Origin of the sequence: Burkholderia sp. 9120 (genome assembly GCF_000745015.1) — a bacterium.
Lineage (GTDB): Bacteria > Pseudomonadota > Gammaproteobacteria > Burkholderiales > Burkholderiaceae > Paraburkholderia.
Map to the genome: position 1 here is coordinate 2341144 of NZ_JQNA01000002.1, position 20463 is coordinate 2361606.

General features: G+C 64.3%; 14 protein-coding genes. 5 read left to right on the forward strand and 9 right to left on the reverse strand.

Going from position 1 to position 20463, the window contains the following annotated elements; translation table 11 throughout:
• Positions 1-60: 60 nt before the first annotated feature.
• Complete coding sequence (locus FA94_RS18620; RefSeq protein ID WP_035553900.1) at positions 61-1167, reverse strand: porin; 1107 nt, start codon at positions 1165-1167, stop codon at positions 61-63.
• A 400-nt stretch (positions 1168-1567) separates the two neighbouring features.
• Here FA94_RS18620 and FA94_RS18625 point away from each other — a divergent pair, with 400 nt between their 5' ends.
• The 4 genes from FA94_RS18625 (at position 1568) to FA94_RS18640 (ending at position 8573) form a co-directional block, all read left to right on the forward strand.
• Positions 1568-2476, forward strand: a complete 909-nt coding sequence (locus FA94_RS18625; RefSeq protein ID WP_502690839.1) for an N-formylglutamate amidohydrolase — start codon at positions 1568-1570, stop codon at positions 2474-2476.
• A 10-nt stretch (positions 2477-2486) separates the two neighbouring features.
• Positions 2487-3257, forward strand: coding sequence for an IclR family transcriptional regulator (locus FA94_RS18630; protein WP_035562481.1), 771 nt, complete (start codon positions 2487-2489; stop codon positions 3255-3257).
• Positions 3258-3274: 17 nt separating this feature from the next.
• The gene (locus FA94_RS18635; RefSeq protein WP_035553904.1) at positions 3275-4762 is read left to right on the forward strand and encodes a YfcC family protein; all 1488 of its coding nucleotides are present in this window, start codon (positions 3275-3277) and stop codon (positions 4760-4762) included.
• Between the two features lie 223 nt (positions 4763-4985).
• Complete coding sequence (locus tag FA94_RS18640) at positions 4986-8573, forward strand: indolepyruvate ferredoxin oxidoreductase family protein (RefSeq protein ID WP_035553906.1); 3588 nt, start codon at positions 4986-4988, stop codon at positions 8571-8573.
• 114 nt (positions 8574-8687) lie between these two features.
• On the opposite strand, the gene FA94_RS18645 is transcribed toward FA94_RS18640, so the two are convergent.
• Both FA94_RS18645 and FA94_RS18650 read right to left on the reverse strand, forming a co-directional pair.
• Positions 8688-9386, reverse strand: a complete 699-nt coding sequence (locus tag FA94_RS18645) for a copper homeostasis protein CutC (protein ID WP_035553908.1) — start codon at positions 9384-9386, stop codon at positions 8688-8690.
• Positions 9387-9443: 57 nt separating this feature from the next.
• The gene (locus tag FA94_RS18650) at positions 9444-10712 is read right to left on the reverse strand and encodes a sensor domain-containing phosphodiesterase (RefSeq protein ID WP_035553910.1); all 1269 of its coding nucleotides are present in this window, start codon (positions 10710-10712) and stop codon (positions 9444-9446) included.
• Positions 10713-11109: 397 nt separating this feature from the next.
• Between FA94_RS18650 and FA94_RS18655 the strand changes: the two genes are divergently transcribed.
• Entirely contained in the window at positions 11110-12765 is a 1656-nt protein-coding gene (locus FA94_RS18655; RefSeq protein ID WP_035553913.1) for a Na+/H+ antiporter, read from the forward strand.
• 94 nt (positions 12766-12859) lie between these two features.
• Here the strand turns inward: FA94_RS18655 and FA94_RS18660 are convergent, their stop codons facing one another.
• The 6 genes from FA94_RS18660 to FA94_RS18685 form a co-directional block, all read right to left on the reverse strand.
• Entirely contained in the window at positions 12860-14167 is a 1308-nt protein-coding gene (locus FA94_RS18660) for a solute carrier family 23 protein (protein ID WP_035553915.1), read from the reverse strand.
• Positions 14168-14372: 205 nt separating this feature from the next.
• The gene (locus FA94_RS18665; protein WP_035553919.1) at positions 14373-15938 is read right to left on the reverse strand and encodes a methyl-accepting chemotaxis protein; all 1566 of its coding nucleotides are present in this window, start codon (positions 15936-15938) and stop codon (positions 14373-14375) included.
• Between the two features lie 374 nt (positions 15939-16312).
• Positions 16313-16966 (reverse strand): DUF2239 family protein, encoded by a 654-nt coding sequence (locus FA94_RS18670; protein WP_035553920.1) that lies wholly within the window; start codon positions 16964-16966, stop codon positions 16313-16315.
• A 152-nt stretch (positions 16967-17118) separates the two neighbouring features.
• Complete coding sequence (locus tag FA94_RS18675; protein ID WP_035553923.1) at positions 17119-18630, reverse strand: sensor domain-containing diguanylate cyclase; 1512 nt, start codon at positions 18628-18630, stop codon at positions 17119-17121.
• Between the two features lie 156 nt (positions 18631-18786).
• On the reverse strand, positions 18787-19488 hold the full coding sequence (locus FA94_RS18680) for an NAD(P)H-binding protein (protein ID WP_035553925.1): 702 nt from the start codon (positions 19486-19488) through the stop codon (positions 18787-18789).
• Positions 19485-20435 (reverse strand): SDR family oxidoreductase, encoded by a 951-nt coding sequence (locus FA94_RS18685; protein WP_035553928.1) that lies wholly within the window; start codon positions 20433-20435, stop codon positions 19485-19487. The genes FA94_RS18680 and FA94_RS18685 overlap by 4 nt, the downstream gene beginning before the upstream one ends.
• Between the last annotated feature and the right edge of the window lie 28 nt (positions 20436-20463).

Genomic DNA, 20463 nt, shown 5'->3' on the forward strand with positions numbered 1-20463 from the left:
GCTCGGATTACGCCGATCACGTTGCGCCGATGAGATGCCACGCGTTACGCGGCCCCGCCCTCAGAACTTCTGGCGAATCCCCACCACGCCCACCACCTGCGTGCGCGCACTCGACGGATTGCTGATCCCCTCTATCGCCGCCACCGCATTCGCAGACGACCGCTGATAGATCGCGTTCACATACAGATCGGTCCGCTTGGACAGGTAGTACTGCACGCCCGCGCTGGTCTGCAGATAATGCACGCTCGGCGTGGCGCCTTGCGTCGTATGAACCTGCGTGTAGGTTTCGCCGAGCGCGAACAGCACCGACGGCGTGAACCGATAGCGGAAGCTGCCTTCGTAGTTGTTGAAGCGCTGCGACCCGCCCGTTTGCAGATTGAACAGCGAGCTCGTGTACAACAGGCCGAAGGTCGCGTTACCGAAATCGTAGGTGCTCGCGGCGCCCCAGATCTGCTGCTTCGTGATGCCCTTCAGGAAGGTGAAGTAGTTGTCCGACGGAATCGCGCCGGTCGTGTCGAGCGCCGGGTTGTCGAGCACCACATACGCCACGCCCACCCGCAACGGACCTTGTGCATACGTGCCGCCCACGCTCCAGCTCCGGTTCGCCGCAAAGTTCGTCGAGTTGGAAAAGCCGTACATTGCGTTGCCCTGGAAGCCGGCCAGCGTCGGCGTCACGTATTTCACCGAGTTGTCGGTGCGAAACGAGTTGTTCAGGTCGTCGGTATCGAACGGATGCAGCGCGTACTGCGTCAGCGAGGTACTCGCACCGATCTGCAACGGCGCCAGCGAATCCTGCGCGGCGTTGTACTGCCGACCCATCGTGAACGTCCCCCAGCGCGGATTCGACAAACCGACCCACGCCTGCCGACCGAACATGCGGCCGTTCGCGCTGGCCGTGCCGGTTTCGATGTTGAAGCCGTTCTCCAGTTTGAAGATCGCCGTGTTGCCGCCGCCCAGGTCTTCCGTGCCCACCATGCCCCAGCGCGTGCCCTGTTCGTTGCCGCCGGTCGCCTGATACGTCGCACTGCCTTTCTGGTTGCTCGTGTAGGTGAAGCCCGCGTCGACGATGCCGTACAACGTCACGCTCGACTGCGCCATCGCGTTACCGCATAGCGCCGCACCGATCCCCGCGCCCGCGAGCGTCATCGCCAAACCTTTGCTGTTCATCTGCGTTCCTTTGTTGTGAGTGTGTGAGCTCGCACGCCGAAGCCGGTATTCATCGGATAAATCGCCCTGGCTTCTATGTTTTATTGAATAAAACAACGTATCGTTTATTATTCGAAAAGCAAAATTGCCCGGTCAAGGTTCGATAAAAATACTGGTTTGCCCGCATTGACGCTAATGGCTGGTGCTGGGGGTTTTAATAGCCAATACGGCGCAAAGTCTTACCCATAAAGGCGCTGATATTCAAGGACCCGGATAGCAAGGCTTTTAACGACTCACTTGACCAACAATAAGGTTCGTCGTTAAATATTGATATGCTGTTTTATTTAATAAAACACGACTCACACTTATCCCGGTCAAGACGGCCTTTTACAGCGCGTCGGCCACCCGAAAGGAATTTGCTTTGACGTCCGCCAGCAACACTTTTGCCGCGCCTGCTTCCGTGCCTGCTTCTGCGCCGTACTTCGTCGCCGAACCTGCCGGCGCGCGGCTGCCGATCCTGTTCGATTCGCCGCATAGCGGCATCGCGCTGCCGGCCAACTTCGGCGCCTGCGCGCCGCTGTCCGCGATCCACAGTTCGTGGGACGCCTTCGTCGACGAGTTGTGGAGCGCCGTGCCCGAGCAGGGCGGCGTGCTGATCGGCGCGCATTTCCCGCGCGCCTACATCGACCCGAACCGCGCGATCGGCGACATCGACGCGCAGTTGCTCGACGAGCCGTGGCCCGAACCGCTCGCGCCGGAGAAGTACACGTTGCGCGGCATGGGTCTGATCCGCCGCGACGCGCTGCCGAACCTGCCGATGTACGACCGCAAGCTCTCCGTGGCCGAGGTGCGGCATCGAATCGACGCGTACTACCGGCCGTATCGCGCGGCGCTCGCCGCCGCCGCCGAACGCGCGGTCGCGGAACACGGCGCGTTGTGGCACGTCGACTGTCATTCGATGAAATCGCGCGGCAACGAAATGAACGTCGACGCGGGCGCGGCGCGCCCCGACTTCGTGATCAGCGACCGCCTCGGCAGCACCGCCGACCCGGCGTTCACGCAATGGGTCGCCGACTACTTCAGCCACGCCGGTTATCGCGTGCAGGTGAACGAGCCGTATCAGGGCGGCGATTTGCTCACCGCCGTCAGCGATCCGGCACGGCGGCGCCACAGCATCCAGATCGAACTGAATCGCGGGCTGTATATGGACGAAGCCGCGTTCGTCAAACACGCCGGCTTCGACACGCTCAAACGCGCGCTCGACGCCTTCGTCGCCGCGCTCGCCGATTACGTGCGCGCGCAACTAGCCGCGCCGCGCGCGGCGCAATGAAGGAATGACCGTGAACTACATCGTCGATTCCGTCGACAGTGCGCTGAAGCTGCTCAGCCATGTCGCCGAACATCCGGGTCTGGGCGTCACCGAACTCGCCAATCAACTCGGCATCAACAAATCGCGCGCGTACCGGATGCTGTGTACGCTCGAACTGCATCGCTTCGTCGTGCAGGACACGCGCGCGTCGACCTACTCGCTCGGGCCGCAGGCTTTCGTGATCGGCGTCGCCGCCGCGCAGCAGAACACGCTGGTGCGCTCGGCGCAGAAGCACATGCTCGTGCTCAACCAGGCCATCAACGAAAACGTCGTGCTGCGTGTGCGCGAAGGGTTGGAGACGGTGTGCGTCGCGCGTTGCGAAACCACGCATGAAATGCGCACCATCGGCGCGGTCGGCAATCGTCGCTCGCTCAATAGCGGCGCGTCGGGCCGGATTCTGCTGGCGTTCGCGCCGGACGCGGTCAAGACCGAATACCTCGCGCGTCTTAAGAAGCTGCCGCAGCCGCCCGATCTGATGAAGCTGGTCGACGAACTGGATGCGATCGCGCGTAAAGGCTACGCGGTGAGCGTTGGCGAAGTGACGGCGGGCGCCGTCGCGATTTCGGTGCCGGTGCGTGATATGAGCGGCGAGGCCGTGGCAGCGATCAGCGTCTCGGGGCCGGAAATGCGCATCAGCCGGATCGAGATTCCCGATTACCTCGAACGTTTGCAGGCCTGCAGCCGCACGATTTCCGCCGAACTCGGCTACACCGCGCCGCAAGCGGCGGCGCAACCGGCGTGAGCGCACAGGATCCCCACATGACCACGCTCGCCCCCTCCGTGCCCGCCACCGCCGACGACGATCATCCGCACGACCGGCACGCCGGCAACGGCGCCGGTGGAGAAGAAAAGAAACCGCACGGCAAGATGCTGCACCCGGTCGTGATGATGATCTGGGTGCTGCTCGCCGCCGTGGCACTGACGTATCTGATCGACGCCGGCCGCTTCGAGCGCCACGACAAACTGGTCGTGCCGGGCACCTATCGCGTCGTGCCGAAAAGCCACAGCCTCGCCACGCTGGTCGCGCCGTCCGTCAGCAAAAGTACGGCGGATCAGGCCGCGCCGGCCAGTCTGGTGTCCGCCTTCGTCGCGGTGCCGAATGGCTTGATCAAGAACGCGCCGCTGATCTTCATGGTGATGTTCGTCGGCGGCATGTTCGGCGTGATGCGCAAAACCGGCGTGGTGGACGCGGGCATCGACCGGCTGTTGCAGCTCACCGCCGGCAACGTCTACGTGCTCGCGCCGCTGCTGATGCTGCTGATCGGGCTCGGCAGCACACTGCTCGGCTTCATCTCCGAATACCTCGTGATCATTCCGATGGTGATGGTGCTGACGCGCCGCCTCGGGCTATCGAATCTGTTCGCGGTCGCGCTCGTGGCGATCGCGGCGAAGATCGGCTATATCGCGTCGGTGACCAACCCGCTCTCGCTCGCGGTCGCGCAGCCGATCGTCGGCGTGCCGCTGTTTAGCGGCATCGGCATGCGGATCGGCGTGTTCGTCGTGTTCATGACGCTCGGCATTCTGTATCTGCTCGCGCATGTGCGGTTGAGCGGGTACCGGCTGGCCGCTGCGCGCGCGAGCCTTGAAGCACATCCGCACGCGCGGCTTTCGCGTCGCCATAAAGCGACGCTGCTGGTCCTGAGCGTCGCCGCCGCGATGCTGGTGATCGGCACGCGCGAACTGCATTGGGGCAACGTGGAGTTGTCCGCGTTCTACGTGTTTATCAGCATCGTCACGGCGGTGGTGGGCCGGCTCGATTCGCGCAGCGCGGCCGACGCGTTCGTCGACGGGATGAAGAGCATGATTCTCGCGGGACTGCTGATCGGACTCGCGGCATCGGTCGAACTGATTCTGCAGAACAGTCTCGTGCTCGACACGCTGATCGATCACTTCACGCGGCTTGCGCGCGGCCAATCCGCCGTGTGGGTCGCCAACGGCTTGATGGCCGTGCAGATGGTGCTCGACGTCTTCATTCCTTCCGTATCGGGCAAGGCCGCCGTCAGCATGCCGATCATCGGGCCGATCGCGCAGTTGTCCGGTGTGAGCGGACAAACCTCCGTGCTCGCGTTCGTGCTCGGCGGCGGTTTGACCAACATGGTGACGCCCACCTCGGGCATGCTGCTCGCCTATCTCGCCACCGCGCGCGTGGGCTTCGGCCAGTGGCTGCGCTTCATCCTGCCGTTGTTCGTCGTGCTGTTGCTGCTGTCGGGCGGCGCGCTGGCATTGGCCGTCTGGACCGGGTATTGAGCAGCGCTCAAACGCACCAGGGCATACCCGAATCCGCTTGCCGCGTGGAAGATCCACCTCAAAACTTCATTAAAACGCGCGGCTCTTCTCGCCCATTCGTTGCATGCTCATCAAACTAGAAAAAATTCACTCTAATCGGCGCTAAAAAATAGAGTCTCTTTCGCTGCGTCACCTCCGTGGTCCCCACCACCGCGCGCGGATGCAAAATATTGGAGACTCACCCATGACCGCTCGCCTGCCCATCGACGGCACGCCCGCTCTCGCCGACTACAAGCTGTCCGACAACCTCACCGCGACGCGCGGCCGGATCTTCCTGACCGGCACGCAGGCTCTGGTGCGGCTGGTGTTGATGCAGCGCGCCGCCGACAAGGCGCGCGACATGAACACCGCCGGCTTTATCAGCGGCTATCGCGGCTCGCCGCTCGGCATGGTCGACCAGCAGTTGTGGAAAGCGAAAAAACTGCTCGCGGCGAGTGATATTCGCTTTTTGCCCGCGATCAACGAAGAACTCGGCGGCACCGCCGTGCTCGGCACGCAGCGGGTGGAATCGGACCCGGAGCGCACCGTCGAAGGCGTGTTCGCGATGTGGTACGGCAAGGGCCCGGGCGTGGACCGCGCGGGCGACGCGCTCAAGCACGGCAACGCGTACGGCTCGTCGCCGCACGGCGGCGTGCTGGTGGTGGCGGGCGACGACCACGGCTGCGTGTCGTCGTCCATGCCGCATCAGAGCGACTTCGCGCTGATGGCATGGCATATGCCGGTGGTGAATCCGTCGAATATCGCCGACATGCTCGAATTCGGCCTGTACGGCTGGGCGATGTCGCGCTTCTCGGGCGCCTGGGTCGGCTACAAGGCGATCTCCGAAACGGTCGAATCGGGCTCGACGGTCGATCTCGACGCGCTGCAAACCGAGTGGGCTGTCCCGCAAGATTTCGTCACGCCCGCCGGCGGCCTGCATAACCGCTGGCCGGATCTGCCGAGCCTGACCATCGAATCGCGGATGCACGCGAAGCTCGACGCGGTGCGTCACTTCGCGCGCGTGAACAGCATCGACAAATGGATCGCACCGAGCCCGCTCGCGAACGTGGGGATCGTGACCTGCGGCAAGGCGCATCTGGACCTGATGGAAACGCTGCGGCGTCTCGATCTGACGGTCGCGGACCTGGAAGCGGCCGGCGTGCGGATCTACAAGGTCGGCCTGTCGTTTCCGCTGGAGATGACGCGGATCGACGCGTTCGTCTCCGGTTTGTCCGAAGTGCTGGTGATCGAGGAGAAAGGCCCGGTCATCGAACAGCAGATCAAAGACTATCTGTACAACCGCACGCAAGGCACGCGGCCAATCGTCGTCGGCAAGAACGCCGAAGACGGCACGCTGCTGCTGTCGTCGCTCGGCGAATTGCGGCCCTCGCGCATTCTGCCGGTGTTCGCGGACTGGCTCGCGAAGCACAAGCCGGCGCTGGACCGTCGCGACCGCGTGGTCGAGCTGGTCGCGCCGCATATTCTTTCGAACGCCGCGGACAGCGTGAAGCGCACGCCGTACTTCTGCTCGGGCTGCCCGCACAACACGTCGACGAAAGTGCCGGAAGGCTCGATCGCGCACGCGGGCATCGGCTGTCACTTCATGGCGTCGTGGATGGAGCGCGACACCACCGGTCTGATCCAGATGGGCGGCGAAGGCGTGGACTGGGCCTCGCATTCGATGTTCACGAAAACGCGCCACGTGTTCCAGAATCTCGGCGACGGCACGTACTTCCATTCGGGCATTCTCGCGATCCGCCAGGCCGTGGCCGCGAAAACCACCATCACGTACAAGATTCTCTATAACGACGCGGTCGCGATGACCGGCGGCCAGCCCGTGGACGGCAGCATCTCGGTGCCGCAGATCGCGCGTCAGGTGGAAGCCGAAGGCGTGTCGCGCTTCGTCGTGGTAAGCGACGAGCCGGAGAAATACGACGGCCATCACGATCTGTTTCCGAAGGGCACGACGTTCCACCATCGCAGCGAAATGGACACCGTGCAGCGCGACTTGCGCGACACCGACGGCGTGACCGTGCTGATCTACGACCAGACCTGTGCCGCGGAAAAACGCCGTCGCCGGAAAAAAGGTGAGTTTCCCGACCCGGACAAACGCCTCTTCATCAACGAGGAAGTTTGCGAAGGCTGCGGCGATTGCGGCGTGCAGTCGAATTGCCTGTCGGTCGAGCCGGTCGAAACGGCGTTGGGACGCAAGCGCCGGATCGATCAATCGTCGTGCAACAAAGACTTTTCGTGCGTGAACGGTTTTTGCCCGAGCTTCGTCACCGTGGAAGGCGGCAAGCTGAAAAAGGCCGCAGGCGCCGCGTTCGATCCGCAAGCGCTGGCCGCGCGCATCGACACGTTGCCGATTCCCGCGACGCATCTGGACGCCGCGCCCTACGACATTCTCGTGACCGGTGTGGGCGGCACGGGCGTCGTGACGGTCGGCGCGTTGATCAGCATGGCCGCGCATCTGGAAGGCAAAAGCGCGTCGGTGCTCGACTTCATGGGCTTCGCGCAGAAGGGTGGCTCGGTGCTGTCGTTCGTACGCTTCGCCGCACGTGACGAATGGTTGAACCAGGTGCGTATCGACACGCAGCAGGCCGACGTGCTGCTCGCCTGCGACATGGTGGTCGGCGCGAGCGCCGATGCGCTGCAAACGGTGCGTCACGGCCGCACGCGCATCGTCGTGAACACGCATGCAATTCCGAACGCGACCTTCGTGACGAACCCGGACGCGACGCTGCACGCCGACGCGCTGATCGACAAGATGCGTCACGCGGCCGGTGCGGAACGCATGTCGACCTGCGACGCTCAGGCACTCGCTACGCGTTTTCTCGGCGACACGATCGGCGCGAACATTCTGATGCTCGGCTACGCATGGCAACTCGGTCTGGTGCCGGTGTCGTTCGCCGCGATGATGCGCGCGATCGAATTGAACAACGTCGCGGTGCAGATGAATCAACTGGCGTTTTCGATCGGCCGTCTGGCCGCGGAAGATCCGGCCGCGCTCGACGCGTTGTGGCAAGCGCGGCATCTGGCGAAACAGGCCGTCAAGGTCGATACGCTCGATGAACTGATCGCGCATCGCGAAGGCCGTTTGCAGATTTACGGCGGCGCCAGCTACGTGAAGCGTTATCGCACGCTGGTCGATGCGGCACGCCGCGCCGAAACCGCCGTCGATGCAAAAAGCGAGCGCGTGACGCGTGCGGTCGCGACGACGTTCTACCGTCTGCTCGCGGTGAAGGACGAATACGAAGTCGCGCGTCTGCATACCGACACGGCGTTCCGCGAAGCGCTCGAAGCGCAATTCGAAGGCGTGGCCGGCAAGGACTTCGGCATCAAGTTCAACCTCGCGCCGCCGACCATCGCGCGTCCGCAGCACGGCAAGAATCCGACCAAGAAAGTTTTCGGTCAATGGATGTGGCCGGTACTCGGCATGATGGCGAAATGGCGTGGCCTGCGCGGCACGATGCTCGATCCGTTCGGCCGTACGCTGGAACGCAAGATGGAACGCGACCTGGCCGGCGATTACGAAACCACGCTGCAACGTGCGTTCGCGAAGCTCGATACGACTACGCTGGAAGACGTCGCGAAGCTCGCCGATCTGCATGCGCGTGTGCGCGGTTACGGTCATGTGAAGCTGGCGAATCTGGCGGGTGTGAAGCGCGGCGAGCGTGATCTGGCGGCTCGCTTGCAGATCGATCCGGCGACCAGCGCGGCGGTGCGTCAGTCGTTGGATGAGGTGAAGGGCGCTGGGCAGTTGCGCGGGATTCCAGTGGTTGTCGCGAAGTAGGTTTCGCGTGCAGTGATTGGAACGTAGGAAAAACAATGCCGCTTCGAGTTCTGGACTCGAAGCGGCATTTTTGTTTGGGTTTGGATTGAGTGGCCGAACGTTACGCGTTCATCCTCATGCGTTCGCGTTTAACGACGCCCGGACCTTCGCGACTCGATCCGCGTCGACCGGCGCGAGGCCGTTGCCGCTCACCCGAACGCCCGAACCGAAATGCACCGCCTCGACTCGCGTTCGGCTCGCAAAGCCGCCGATAGCATCGACGGTTAACCCCGCGCCCGCCAGCACGGTGCAATGCGATCCCGACGCTTGCTGTATCAACTCGCGGATCGTGGCTTCCGCATTCAATACCGACGCCTGTCCGCCCGACGTCAAAACGTTAGTCACCTCAGGAAAGCCAAGCAGCACATCCAACGCCTTGCGTAAATCGCGCGTTTCATCGAACGCCCGGTGGAAGGTGATGGCCAATCCGTCGGCCGCGCTGATCGCTCGCGCAAGCGCTTCGCGGTCGATCTCCCCCGCTTCGTTCAGCATGCCGATCACCACGCCGTTCGCACCCGCCGCTTTGACCGCGCGCACGTCGCGCCACATCACCGCATAGTCGTCCGCGTCATAGACGAACGAGCGGCTATGCGGCCGCACGATCACGTTCACGGGAATCTCAACGGCCGCCACCACCGCTTCGATCAAACCAACGCTCGGCGTCAGACCGCCCTCGCCCATCGCGGTGATGAGTTCGAGACGGTCGGCGCCCGCTTGCGCGGCGAGGCGCGCATCGGCAACGGTCGTGGCAATCACTTCGAGTAGAACGGACATAGGCGCGTCTGAGAGTCGTCGTTGAAAACGACATCATCTCAGACTGGCGTATCTGGCTTATTCCTCGACCCAATCGATATCGCCGCATAGCACGCAGGTCTGCTCACCCACGCGCGTCGCCACTGAAAGCGTCACGCACGGCAACGCCTCGTTGATCGACAGATACGGTCGCGTCACATGTACGCGTTCCGGCGCATTGATCGCGTCGCGGAAATACGGACGACGCAACCAGTTCGCCCCTTGCGCGTCCGCCAGCGGCAGAAAGCGCGTTTCATGCGCCGCGCGATCCGCGCGCAACACGACATTGCGGCCGGCCTGCTTGCCTTTGGCGTCAAGCAGGAAACAGCGCGCGGCGTGATCGAGCGCGAGAAAATTCCAGCACACTTCTTCCAGCGGTTCGCCGGCCGCAAGCCGCTCGGCCGCGCGCTCGAACGCCCGCAGATACGGCACGAGACGGCTCGCGCTGCGCCGCTCGTGGGCTTCGGTCTGATCGCGATACCGTTCGGTGAGTTCGCTGATGCACTCGGCGGCATGCGCCGCATCGGCCGCGGCCGGATTCGGCCGGCCGAAGAAAAAGCCCTGCACGAAGTCCGCGTTGCAGGCGAGCGCCATCTGCGCTTCGTGTTCGGTTTCCACGCCTTCGATCAGCACGAGCTTGCCCGCCTCGTGCAGCAACGCGACGAGCCCAGGCAGAATCGTCGCCATATCCGCGCGATGCGCCGCATGCGACAGCATGATGCGGTCGAGCTTCACGATATCGGGATTCAATTGCCAGATCCGTTCGACGTTCGAGTGTCCCGCGCCGAAATCGTCGAGCGCGATCAGGAAGCCACGCTCGCGGAATTGACGCACGGCATCGGCGAGACGTTCGAGATCTTCCGCGCGATGTTCGAGCACTTCGAGCACGATGCGGCGCGGCGGCAGATCGAGGCGCTTGAGCGTGGCCAGCAACGCCGCCGACAGATACGGATCGGTGAGCGCGCCGGGATGCACGTTGAGGAACAGCCATTCGCGCTCGGCGCCGAGCACCTTGAAGTTCTCCAGATGCAGGGTCTGCGCCAGCCGGTCCACTTGCAGCACGTCGCCCAGACGGGCGGCCTCGCCGAAGACGTCGAGCGGCGACACGGGACGGTCGAGCGCGTCGTGCGCGCGCAGCAGTCCCTCGTAGCCGACCGCCCGCATATGCGACAGGCTGAAAATCGGTTGAAACACGCTGGTCAGCGTCAGTTCGCCATGCTGAACCGAATAACGTTCGAGCCCTGACGTCACTTCGACGTCGAAGCCATGCGGCACGCTGGCCGTTCTTTCCTGTTGCGCAATCGTCATGCAATCCTCTCACGCGAGAGCCGGGCCGGTCCGAACGCGGAAGCGAACAACGGCGGCGCCGTCTCTCAAAATGTGCGTCATCGATATCTCTTAAGCAAGCTCCATGCGCACGCTGGCGCACATTCGAATGAAGTTTGCATCGGAGATTGCACGGCGCAAGGGCCAATGCGCCGCACGTGGGCGCAGCGCGCACCGTTACGGTGCGTGGCGCGATTGCGGTGGATCGGGGCGCGGGTGACCGCACGCCTCGTCGCGTTGCCGGGCTCGCAAGAGGGCGCGACCTCATCGGGCTAAACTTCGCGGGCTACACTTCGACGTCGCGTCGTCGCAAAGCCCAGGCGGCGGCGGCGTCAAGCATCGCTAAAGTCACTCCCGTCATAGCCCCAGAAACAGACCGATGGATATTGTTTTTACCGTATTGATTCTTCTGCTGGCCGTCTCCGCGTCGGGCATCGTTATCCGTTTGCTGCCGTTCACGTTGCCGCTGCCGCTCGTGCAGATCGCGATCGGCGCGATGCTCGCGTGGCCGAAGCTCGGACTGCACGTCACGTTCGATCCGGACATCTTCATGATGCTGTTCATCCCGCCGCTGCTGTTCGCGGACGGCTGGCGCATTCCAAAGCGCGAGCTGTTCATGGCGCGCCGCTCGATCCTGATGCTCGCGCTCGGCCTCGTCTTCATGACAGTGCTCGTGGTCGGCTATTTCGTGCACGCCCTGGTGCCGGCGATTTCGCTGCCGGTCGCGTTCGCGCTGGCCGCCGTGTTGTCGCCGACCGATGCGGTGGCGCTGTCCGGGATTGTCGGCAAGGGCAAGATTCCTGGCCGGCTGATGCATATCCTCGAAGGCGAAGCGTTAATGAACGACGCGTCCGGCCTCGTCGCGCTGAAGTTCGCGATCGCCGCCGCGCTGACCGGCGTGTTCTCGCTGCGCGACGCGTCGATCAGCTTCGTGATCATCGCCGCAGGTGGGCTCGCGACGGGCGCGGCGGTGAGCTGGCTGTTCAGCTTCGTGTCGGCGCATTTTCTGAGCCTCAACGAAGAAGGCGATCCGGCGCCCGGCGTCGTGATGACCTTGCTGATTCCGTTCGCCGCGTACCTGATCGCCGAGCGCTTCGAGTTGTCCGGCATTCTGTCCGCGGTCGCCGCCGGCATGATGATGAACTACGCGAGCATTGCGAACGCGGGGCCTGTGTCGTCGCGGGTGCGCTCGAACAGCACCTGGACCATGATCGAGTTCGTCTTCAACGGCATGGTGTTTATTCTGCTGGGGCTGCAGTTTCCGCACATTCTCGGCCGCGCGCTGCTCGACGCGCACGAAACCAGCGACGCCCAGGTCGGGCTGCTGGTCGGTTACATCGCGGCGGTCGCGCTCGCGCTCTACGCGATGCGCTTCGTGTGGGTGTGGTTGCTGCGCTGGTTCGCGAGCCGAGGCGCGACGAAACGCGGCATGGTGAACGCGGTGCCGGGTTTGCGCACGGTCACGGTGACGACCGTCGCTGGCGTGCGCGGCGCGGTGACGCTGGCGGGCGTGTTGTCGTTGCCGGAAATGTTGCCGGGCGGCGCGCCGCTGCCGGGCCGCGATCTGGCGATTTTCATCGCCTCGGGCGTGATTCTGGTGTCGCTGCTGGTGGCGGTCGTGGCGTTGCCGTTGCTGCTGCGCGGCTGGCGCAAGGGTCGCGATCCGCATGCGGCCGAAGAAGCGCTCGCCCGCACGATGGCGGCGCAAGCCGCGATTCGCGCGATCGACGTGATGCACGATAAAGAGTGCGCCGGTCTGGAAGAATCGGCTTCGGCCTACGCGGCAGATGTCACCGCACGCGTGATGGATCTGTACCGGCGCCGCCTCGCCACGCTCGACGACGAACAGGAACCGCGCGAACTGGCGCGCCTCGCCGATGCGTTGGAGTTCCGAATGAAACTGGCTGCGATGCGCGCCGAACGCAAGACCTTGCTGGCGCTACGCAACAGTCAGCAGATCAACGACGAGACGTTGAACAAGCTGATGCGCGAGGTGGATCTGTCGGAGACGGCGCTGACCGCGCGCAAGAAGTAAAGCCTGGTTTGCAATCGCGGCGGCGTTGGTTTGAAGACTGCCTTTCAACCAACACCGCCGGCAGGACTGCGCATAGCGCCGGTCTAAAACTCGATCACGCGACCGGCCCTTGCGCCGGTTTTCTACGCAGCAGCGCATACAGAATGATCGCACCGAACGTCGCGGTCCCGATGCCACCGAGCCCGAATCCGCCGAGCTTCAACGAGAAATCGCCCGCGCCCAGCACGAGCGTTACCGCGGCCACGATCAGGTTGCGGTTGTCGGAGAAGTCCACCTTGTTGACGACCCAGATACGCGCGCCGGTCACGGCGATCAGCCCGAACACGACGATCGACACGCCGCCCAGCACCGGCCCCGGAATAGTCTGAATCACCGCGCCGAACTTCGGCGAGAAACCCAGCACCAACGCGATCAAGGCCGCGATCACGAACACCAGCGTCGAATAGATTTTGGTGACAGCCATTACGCCGATGTTCTCGGCGTACGTCGTCACGCCGGTGCCGCCGGCAAAGCCCGACACGATGGTCGCGAGGCCGTCGCCGAGAAACGCGCGGCCGACATAGCCGTCGAGGTTCTGTCCGGTCATCGCGCTGACTGCCTTGATGTGGCCGAGATTTTCCGCGACGAGAATCACCGCGATCGGCGCAAGCAAGGTCATGGCCTGCAAATTGAAGACGGGTGCCGTGAAATGCGGCATGCCGAACCACGCGGCGTTCGCGACGATCGCGAAGTCGATCGGCTTGCCCATGCCGAGACCGTTCGTGACGATCGCGTAAATCACATACGCCATCAGCAAGCCGACCAGAATCAGCAGACGCTGCAGCATGCCACGCGCGAACACGGCGACTGCGCCGACGCACAGCACGGTGACCAGCGCCATCCACGATTCGAAGTTGCTGCCGCTCACGCCGTGTACCGCGATCGGCGCGAGATTCAGACCGATCACGCAGACGATCGCGCCCGTCACAACCGGCGGCATCAGCGTTTCGATCCAGCGCGTGCCGACCGCCGACACGATCAGCCCGATGATCGCGTACACCACACCGCACGCGATGATCCCGCCCAGCGCCACCGGAATATTCAGATTCGGACCATGACCGCCGTAGCCCGTCACCGCGATCACCAGACCGATGAACGCGAAGCTCGAACCGAGATAGCTCGGCACGCGGCCGCCCACCAGCACGAAGAACAGCAGCGTGCCGACGCCCGACATGAAGATGCAGAGGTTCGGATCGAAGCCCATCAGCAGCGGCGCGAGCACGGTCGAACCGAACATGGCGACGACGTGCTGCACGCCCATCGCGACCATTTGCGGCCACGCGAGCCGTTCGTCGGTGCTGACGATGCGGCCTTCGACGCCGGCAGACTGGCGGCGCCAGCGGGGGAAATAGGAATCGGCCATGGCGGGGGTTCTCCTCTGTTCGGCGTGTTTTATCGTGGACGACGCCGGAACGAGGCGCCGCCGCTCAAGAATCAGGCGCGAGTGTACGGAGTGCCAATGGGCCTGGCAAGGGAGGTTAAACGCGTGGCTTTCACTGGTGTGCGAGCGCGCTGCGAGCCGTAATGCGCACGGCTCAAGCGACTCGGGCGACTCGCACGAATGCCCCTCAAGCGGCGCGCGCTTCGAGCGAAAACACCGTCACGGCCGTTTGCAGTTGCCGCGCCTGATCCGCCATCGACGCCGCCGCGGCCGCCGCCTGCTCGACCAGCGCGGCGTTCTGCTGGGTCACGTCGTCCATCTGCGCGACCGCGCGGTTCACTTCCTCGATGCCGGTGCTCTGCTCCTGCGACGCCGACGAAATCTCGCCCATGATGTCGGTCACGCGCTTCACCGCGTGTGTGACTTCGGCCATGGTCTGGCCGGCGCGCTCGGCGAGTTCGGCGCCGCTGCCCACGCGGGCCGTCGAGCTTTCGATCAATTCCTTGATCTCCTTGGCCGACACCGCGCTGCGTTGCGCGAGCGAGCGCACTTCGCCGGCCACGACCGCGAAGCCGCGCCCTTGCTCGCCGGCACGCGCCGCTTCGACGGCCGCGTTCAACGCGAGAATGTTGGTCTGGAACGCAATCCCTTCGATCACCGCGATGATGTCGGTCATGCGCTTCGAACCGGCCGCCAGCTCGCGCATGGTCTCGACCACATCGCCCACCAGGCTGCTGCCGCGCGCCGCGACTTCCGACGCGCCATGCGCCACGCCGCCCGCCTGCTGCGCGTTCTCGGCGTTCATCTTCACCGTCGACGTGAGTTCCTGCATGCTCGACGCGGTTTCCTGCAACGCGGCGGCCTGTTCTTCGGTGCGTTGCGACAGATCGGTGTTGCCCTGCGCGATCTCGCCCGACGCCATCAGGATCGACTCGCTCGATTCGCTGATGCCCGACACGATGCCCGCCAGCCGCTCGCGCATGTTGCGCAGCGCGAACAGCATGCTGTCGGTGTCGCCGGCGCGCGTGTCGACGCGCACGCTCAGGTCGCCATCGGCGATCCGGTTGGCGATCTGCATCGCGTAGTCCGGCTCGCCGCCGAGTTGACGCGCCAGACGGCGCGCGATCAGCGTGGCGAGCAACATGCCCACGACGATCGCGCCCAGCACCAGCACGCTCATCACGATCCGCATGTGCTGGTAGTCGGTGCTCGCTTCCTGCTGCGCCTCGTTGGCTTGCTCGCGGCGATAGTCGATCAGCGCCGTGATGCGGTCGCGCAGCGCTTCGCTGGCGGCAATCGCGCGACGCACGAGTTCGTTGTTGTCGACGCCGGCCGGAATCGGCTCGAGCCCGATCTGTTGATGCACGATGCCTTCCCACACCGCCGATTCACGCAGCACGCCGTCGAACATCTCCTGGCCCTTGCCGGCGCCGGCGGTCTTGCGATACTCGTCGTAGGCGCTGTGCATGGTCTTCAGCGACGCGACGATGCCGTCCTTCAACTTTTGACGGCCGGCGTCGTCGGTGGCATAGCCGAGATTCGCGGCGGCCAGATCGGAATCGATCTTGTGGCGATTGGCCTCTTCCATCCAGTAGAGGCCGTTCATGTGTTTGTCGCCGATCACGGTCGTAATGTCATGCATCGACGACAGCGTGCTTAACGCCGTCGCGCCGATCACGACGCAAAAGCCGATCACCACGGCGAACGCCAGCAACAGTTTGCGGAATACGGTCATGCGGTCGAACCACTTCATCTCATCATCCCTTCACAAGGTCTCGACAGGCTGTTTCGCCATCGCGCCGTAGCGACCCCGTTCGAGATCAGTTGGGTACGTAGCGACGCTCCTTCTCTTTTACGGCTGTCAGGGCGGAGTCTTGATCAGACAAATGGCAGGAATAACCGGGAAAGGATGATGTAAGCAACGCGCGTTGAGCGGGGCCGGATCGCGGCGCCACGCCTGTGCGGCCGCTCGCCGCAGGGGTGTTTGGGATTCGTCCGATGTATTGAGGTAAACCGGTCTCTTAGACTGCGTTTGCTGCGTTCACCCCATGAACTGCATGCGATGTTGTAACTCTCCGACTTGCCGCTCACGCTTCCCCGGCGTGAGCGGTTTTTTTTCGTCTGGCGTTATACGCTCGCGGCGAAGGCGCTTTCGGCGAGTCGTAACGCGTGAGCGCCGACGTCGTCCGGCCATGCCGCGACGATCGCCGCAAAACGCGGCTGGTCGTTCGCATAGAGCGCGCGCGTGGCGTCTTCGTAGTCCGGCAGATTGCCGGCCAGCGCGGTCATGAAGCGATAGACGGCTTCCTGCGCCGCGCGTCGGCGATCCTTCTCCTCACCCGCGACGCGCGCCGCCTCGACCAGCTTGCGCAGCGCCACCGACGCGCCGCCCGATTGTCCGTTCAGCCAATCCCAGTGACGCGGCAGCAAAGTGACCTCGCGGGCCACGACGCCGAGCTTGGGCCGGCCACGGCTGCGCGGTGTGCCGTCCTCGGTCGCGGTGGTCGGTTCGGCGGCGGGTTCGGCGGCGGGTTCGGCGGTCGGTTCGGCGGCCGCTTCACCGTCTCGCGGCTGGCTGGCCAGCCGCGCCACGATTTCCTCCGACGTGCCGCGCAAATCGAATTCGATCGGCTGGCTCGTGATGTCGTCGAAGATCAGCACGGGCGCCTGTTCGCCGCGCGCAAGCACCGCTTTGACCGCTAGCGCGACGTCCGACAGTGAACCCGACGCGATGCGGCGATGGCCTTCAAAGGCGGTGCAAGTGGAGATGGGCGAGGTCACGACAAACTCCTGAAAGAGGATTTGCCGAATTATACCCGGGTGAAATTTGGACGCAACATATTATCCGGGTGAAATTCAAGAACACCTTTGCGGTCTGCGATTGACCGCGCGCGCTTCAGGTCGCCTTAGTTGCTTCTAGTCGCTTAATCGCTTTAGTGCCCCGGCGTCACCGCCGCATGGCGAGCATGCGTGTGAACCGTCGCGCGATAACCCATCACGCGATTGCGGCCCGCGTCTTTGGCTTCGTAGAGCGCCTCGTCGGCGGCGTTGATCAGCGCGCGGCTCGTTGCGAAGGCGTGGCCGTGGGTCGTGGCGACGCCCACGCTCACCGTCAGCACATGATGCGAACTCGCCACATGGCGCAGTTCGCGGGCGTGAATCGCCGCGCGAATCTTCTCGGCGATGTGCGCCGCGCCGGCCGCGTCGGTATCCGGCAGCAGCACCGCGAACTCTTCGCCGCCGTAGCGCGCCGCCGTGTCGCCTGGACGCCGCACGTTCTGCGAGATGCTGCGGGCCACCGTGACGAGCGCATCGTCGCCCGCCGAATGGCCGTACAGATCGTTGAAACCCTTGAAATTGTCGACGTCGATCAGCAGCATCGACAGCGCCCAGCCATTGCGTTGCGCGCGGCGCCATTCCGCGTCGACCTCCTCTTCGAAGGTGCGGCGGTTGTTCAGGCCGGTGAGCCCGTCGGTGCGCGCCAGCATGCGCAACTCTTCCTCGGCGGCGCGGCGATGCCGCAACTGCTGCGAAAACAGCAAAGCCAGCGCGATGATCGTCAGATCGAGCGCGGCGATCAGCGAACCGATGATCCACGCGCGGTGCCGCCATTCCACGTAGATGTCTCGCGTGGACAGCGCGACGTCGAGGATCAGCGGATACATGTCGATATGGCGGAACGCGTACCAGCGCTCGACGCCGTCGATCGCCGCCGTGCCGAAGAAGTCGCCGCTCGGCTGGGTGAGAAAGCGCGAATAGTTGGCGGTGCCGGCGAGGCCGATACCGATGATCTTCGGATCGTAAGGACGCCGCATCAGCATCGTGCCGTCGCTCAGCATCAGCGCCATGGAGCCGCCGGTGCCGAGGTTCATGCCGGCGAACAGGCTGCGGAAGTAAGTGAGGCGCATCGTGCCGACCACCACGCCGCCGAAGCTGCCGTCCGGCTTGGAAATGCGCCGGCTCAACGCGATGCTGACTTCCTTGCCGGTCACCTTCGGGATGAACGGGTGACTGAGATACAGGCCGACGTTGGGAGAATCGCGTTGCACCTTGAAGTAGTCGCGATCGGCGACATTGATCTTGCGCGGCGGATCGGCTTGCGAATCGAAGCGGATGTTGCCCGCTTCGTCGACGACGAGGAGCGAGCCGAGGTCTTTGGCACTGGCCGAGCCGTCGAACAGCACCATTTGGCGCATGGCGGGATCAAGGTTCAGCACGCCGGGCTGCTTCAGACCGTCGATCACCGCGCGCAGCGACAGATCGTAGATCTCCAGATTGCGCGACACGTCGCGCTCGATCAGCAGGGAAACGTTGAAGACGGAGTCCTGGGCGCGCCGCAGCGCGTCATCGCGCATCTGGGCCAGCACCCACACGGCGATCGCGAGTATCGCGCTGGCCAGCACGATACTGATCGCAATCACGATGTTCGGTCGGCGCGTCACCATGGCAGGTTCGTTCAAGCATGCGCTGAGTCACGCGCGTGAAGAAGGAGGCCGCGTCCGCAATAGCGCGTCCCGTTTGCCCGTAGCGTACCAGACACGGCAATGCGTCAAACGATTGAATAGGCGGCTTTTTCCGGGCTTGAACGAAAACCGGAGCGCTTAGCCGGCGTGCAGATCGAGCGCGGGGGCGGACGCCGGGCAACTGAGCGCGCGAATGTCGACGGTTTCGAGCACGGCCTTGGCGGCGCCGTGGCGCGCGACGGTCAGCATGGCGAGGCCGATGTCTTCGGTGCTCAGCACGTAGTTCGGCAGCAGCGCGCGCAGCATCGGCAGGAAGGGTTTGGCTAGCGTGTAGAACAGCCGGTATGAACGTGTTTTCGAGCGGACGCCGTGCAGCGGTTCGATCACGCCCGGGCGGAACAGGTAGACGGCTTTGAACGGCAGTTGCCGTAGCGCGTTCTCAGTGCGGCCTTTGACGCGCGCCCACATGCTGCGGCCGCGCTCGGTGCTGTCGGTGCTCGCGCCGGATACGTAGACGAAGGTCATGCGCGGGTTGAGACGCGCGAGCGTGCGCGCCGCCGCCATCGTCAGGTCATAGGTGAGGCGCGTATAGTCCGCCTCCTTCATGCCCGCCGACGAAACGCCGAGGCAGAAGAAGCACGCGTCGAAACCGGTGAGCTGCGCTTCCAGCGCGCTGTAGTCCATCAGGTCCGGCTGGATTACTTCGATGAGACGCGGATCGAGCTGGCCACTGCGCGTGCGGCCGACCGTCTGGACCACCTCGACGTCCGGTGCGCGCAGGCATTCGCGCAAGACGCCTTGTCCGACCATGCCGGTCGCGCCAAAAATCAGAACCTTCATGATGCGTGCTCCATGGTCGCGCGAGGCCAGCGCGCGTTGGTGAGTGCTTCGGAAACCGCCCACAGGCGCGCGGCGATCGCCTTGTCTTGCGCGAGACGGGAAATCTGCGCGGCGCCCGGCGGCCCTTTCAGTTCGAACAAGCCGGTCGGTCCGTAATAGCCGGCGGGTTCGGCGTTGGGCGAAGTCGCGGCGAACAGCGTCGGCAATGCGCCGTCCGCGGCCGATTGGCTCGCGAGCGGCTCGAATGTCATGCGGTTGATCGCCTGCAGCAGCGTGTCGGCGCCCGGGCCGTTGGCGATCAGATCGGTGCGCGCGTAGCCGGGATGCGCCGCGTTGCTCAGCAGTCCCCAGCCGTTCGCATCGCTGCGGCGTTGCAGTTCGAGCGCGAACATCAGCATCGCCAGCTTCGACTGCGCGTACGCGGGCCAGGGCTTGTAGCCGGGCTGCCATTGCAGATCGTCGAAATGAATCGCGGCACCGATCTTGTGCGCGCCGCTGCTCAGATTGACCACGCGCGGCTCGCGTCCTGCACGCAGCAACGGCAGCAAGCGTTCGGTCAGCGCGAAGTGACCGAGGTAGTTGGTGCCGAATTGCAGTTCGAAACCGTCCGAGGTGGTTTGCCGCGTGGGCGGCGTCATCACGCCTGCGTTGTTGATCAACAGATCGAGCGCCGCGTGTCCGGAGGCGAATTGATCGGCGAACTGGCGCACAGACGCGAGGCTCGCCAGATCGAGATGCGTGTAGCGGATCGACGCGGCGGGATGCCGCGCGCGAATCGCGTCGAGCGCGGCTTGGCCTTTTTGCTCGTTGCGTCCGGTGAGCACGACCTCGGCGCCCGCGCCGGCCAGTGCCAGCGCCGTTTCGAAACCGAGCCCGCCGGTCGCGCCGGTGATCACCGCGAGGCGGCCGGTCTGACGGGGAATGTCCGCAGTGGTCCAGTTAGGCATGGAGTGTGTCCTCATTGGTGCGGCGTCG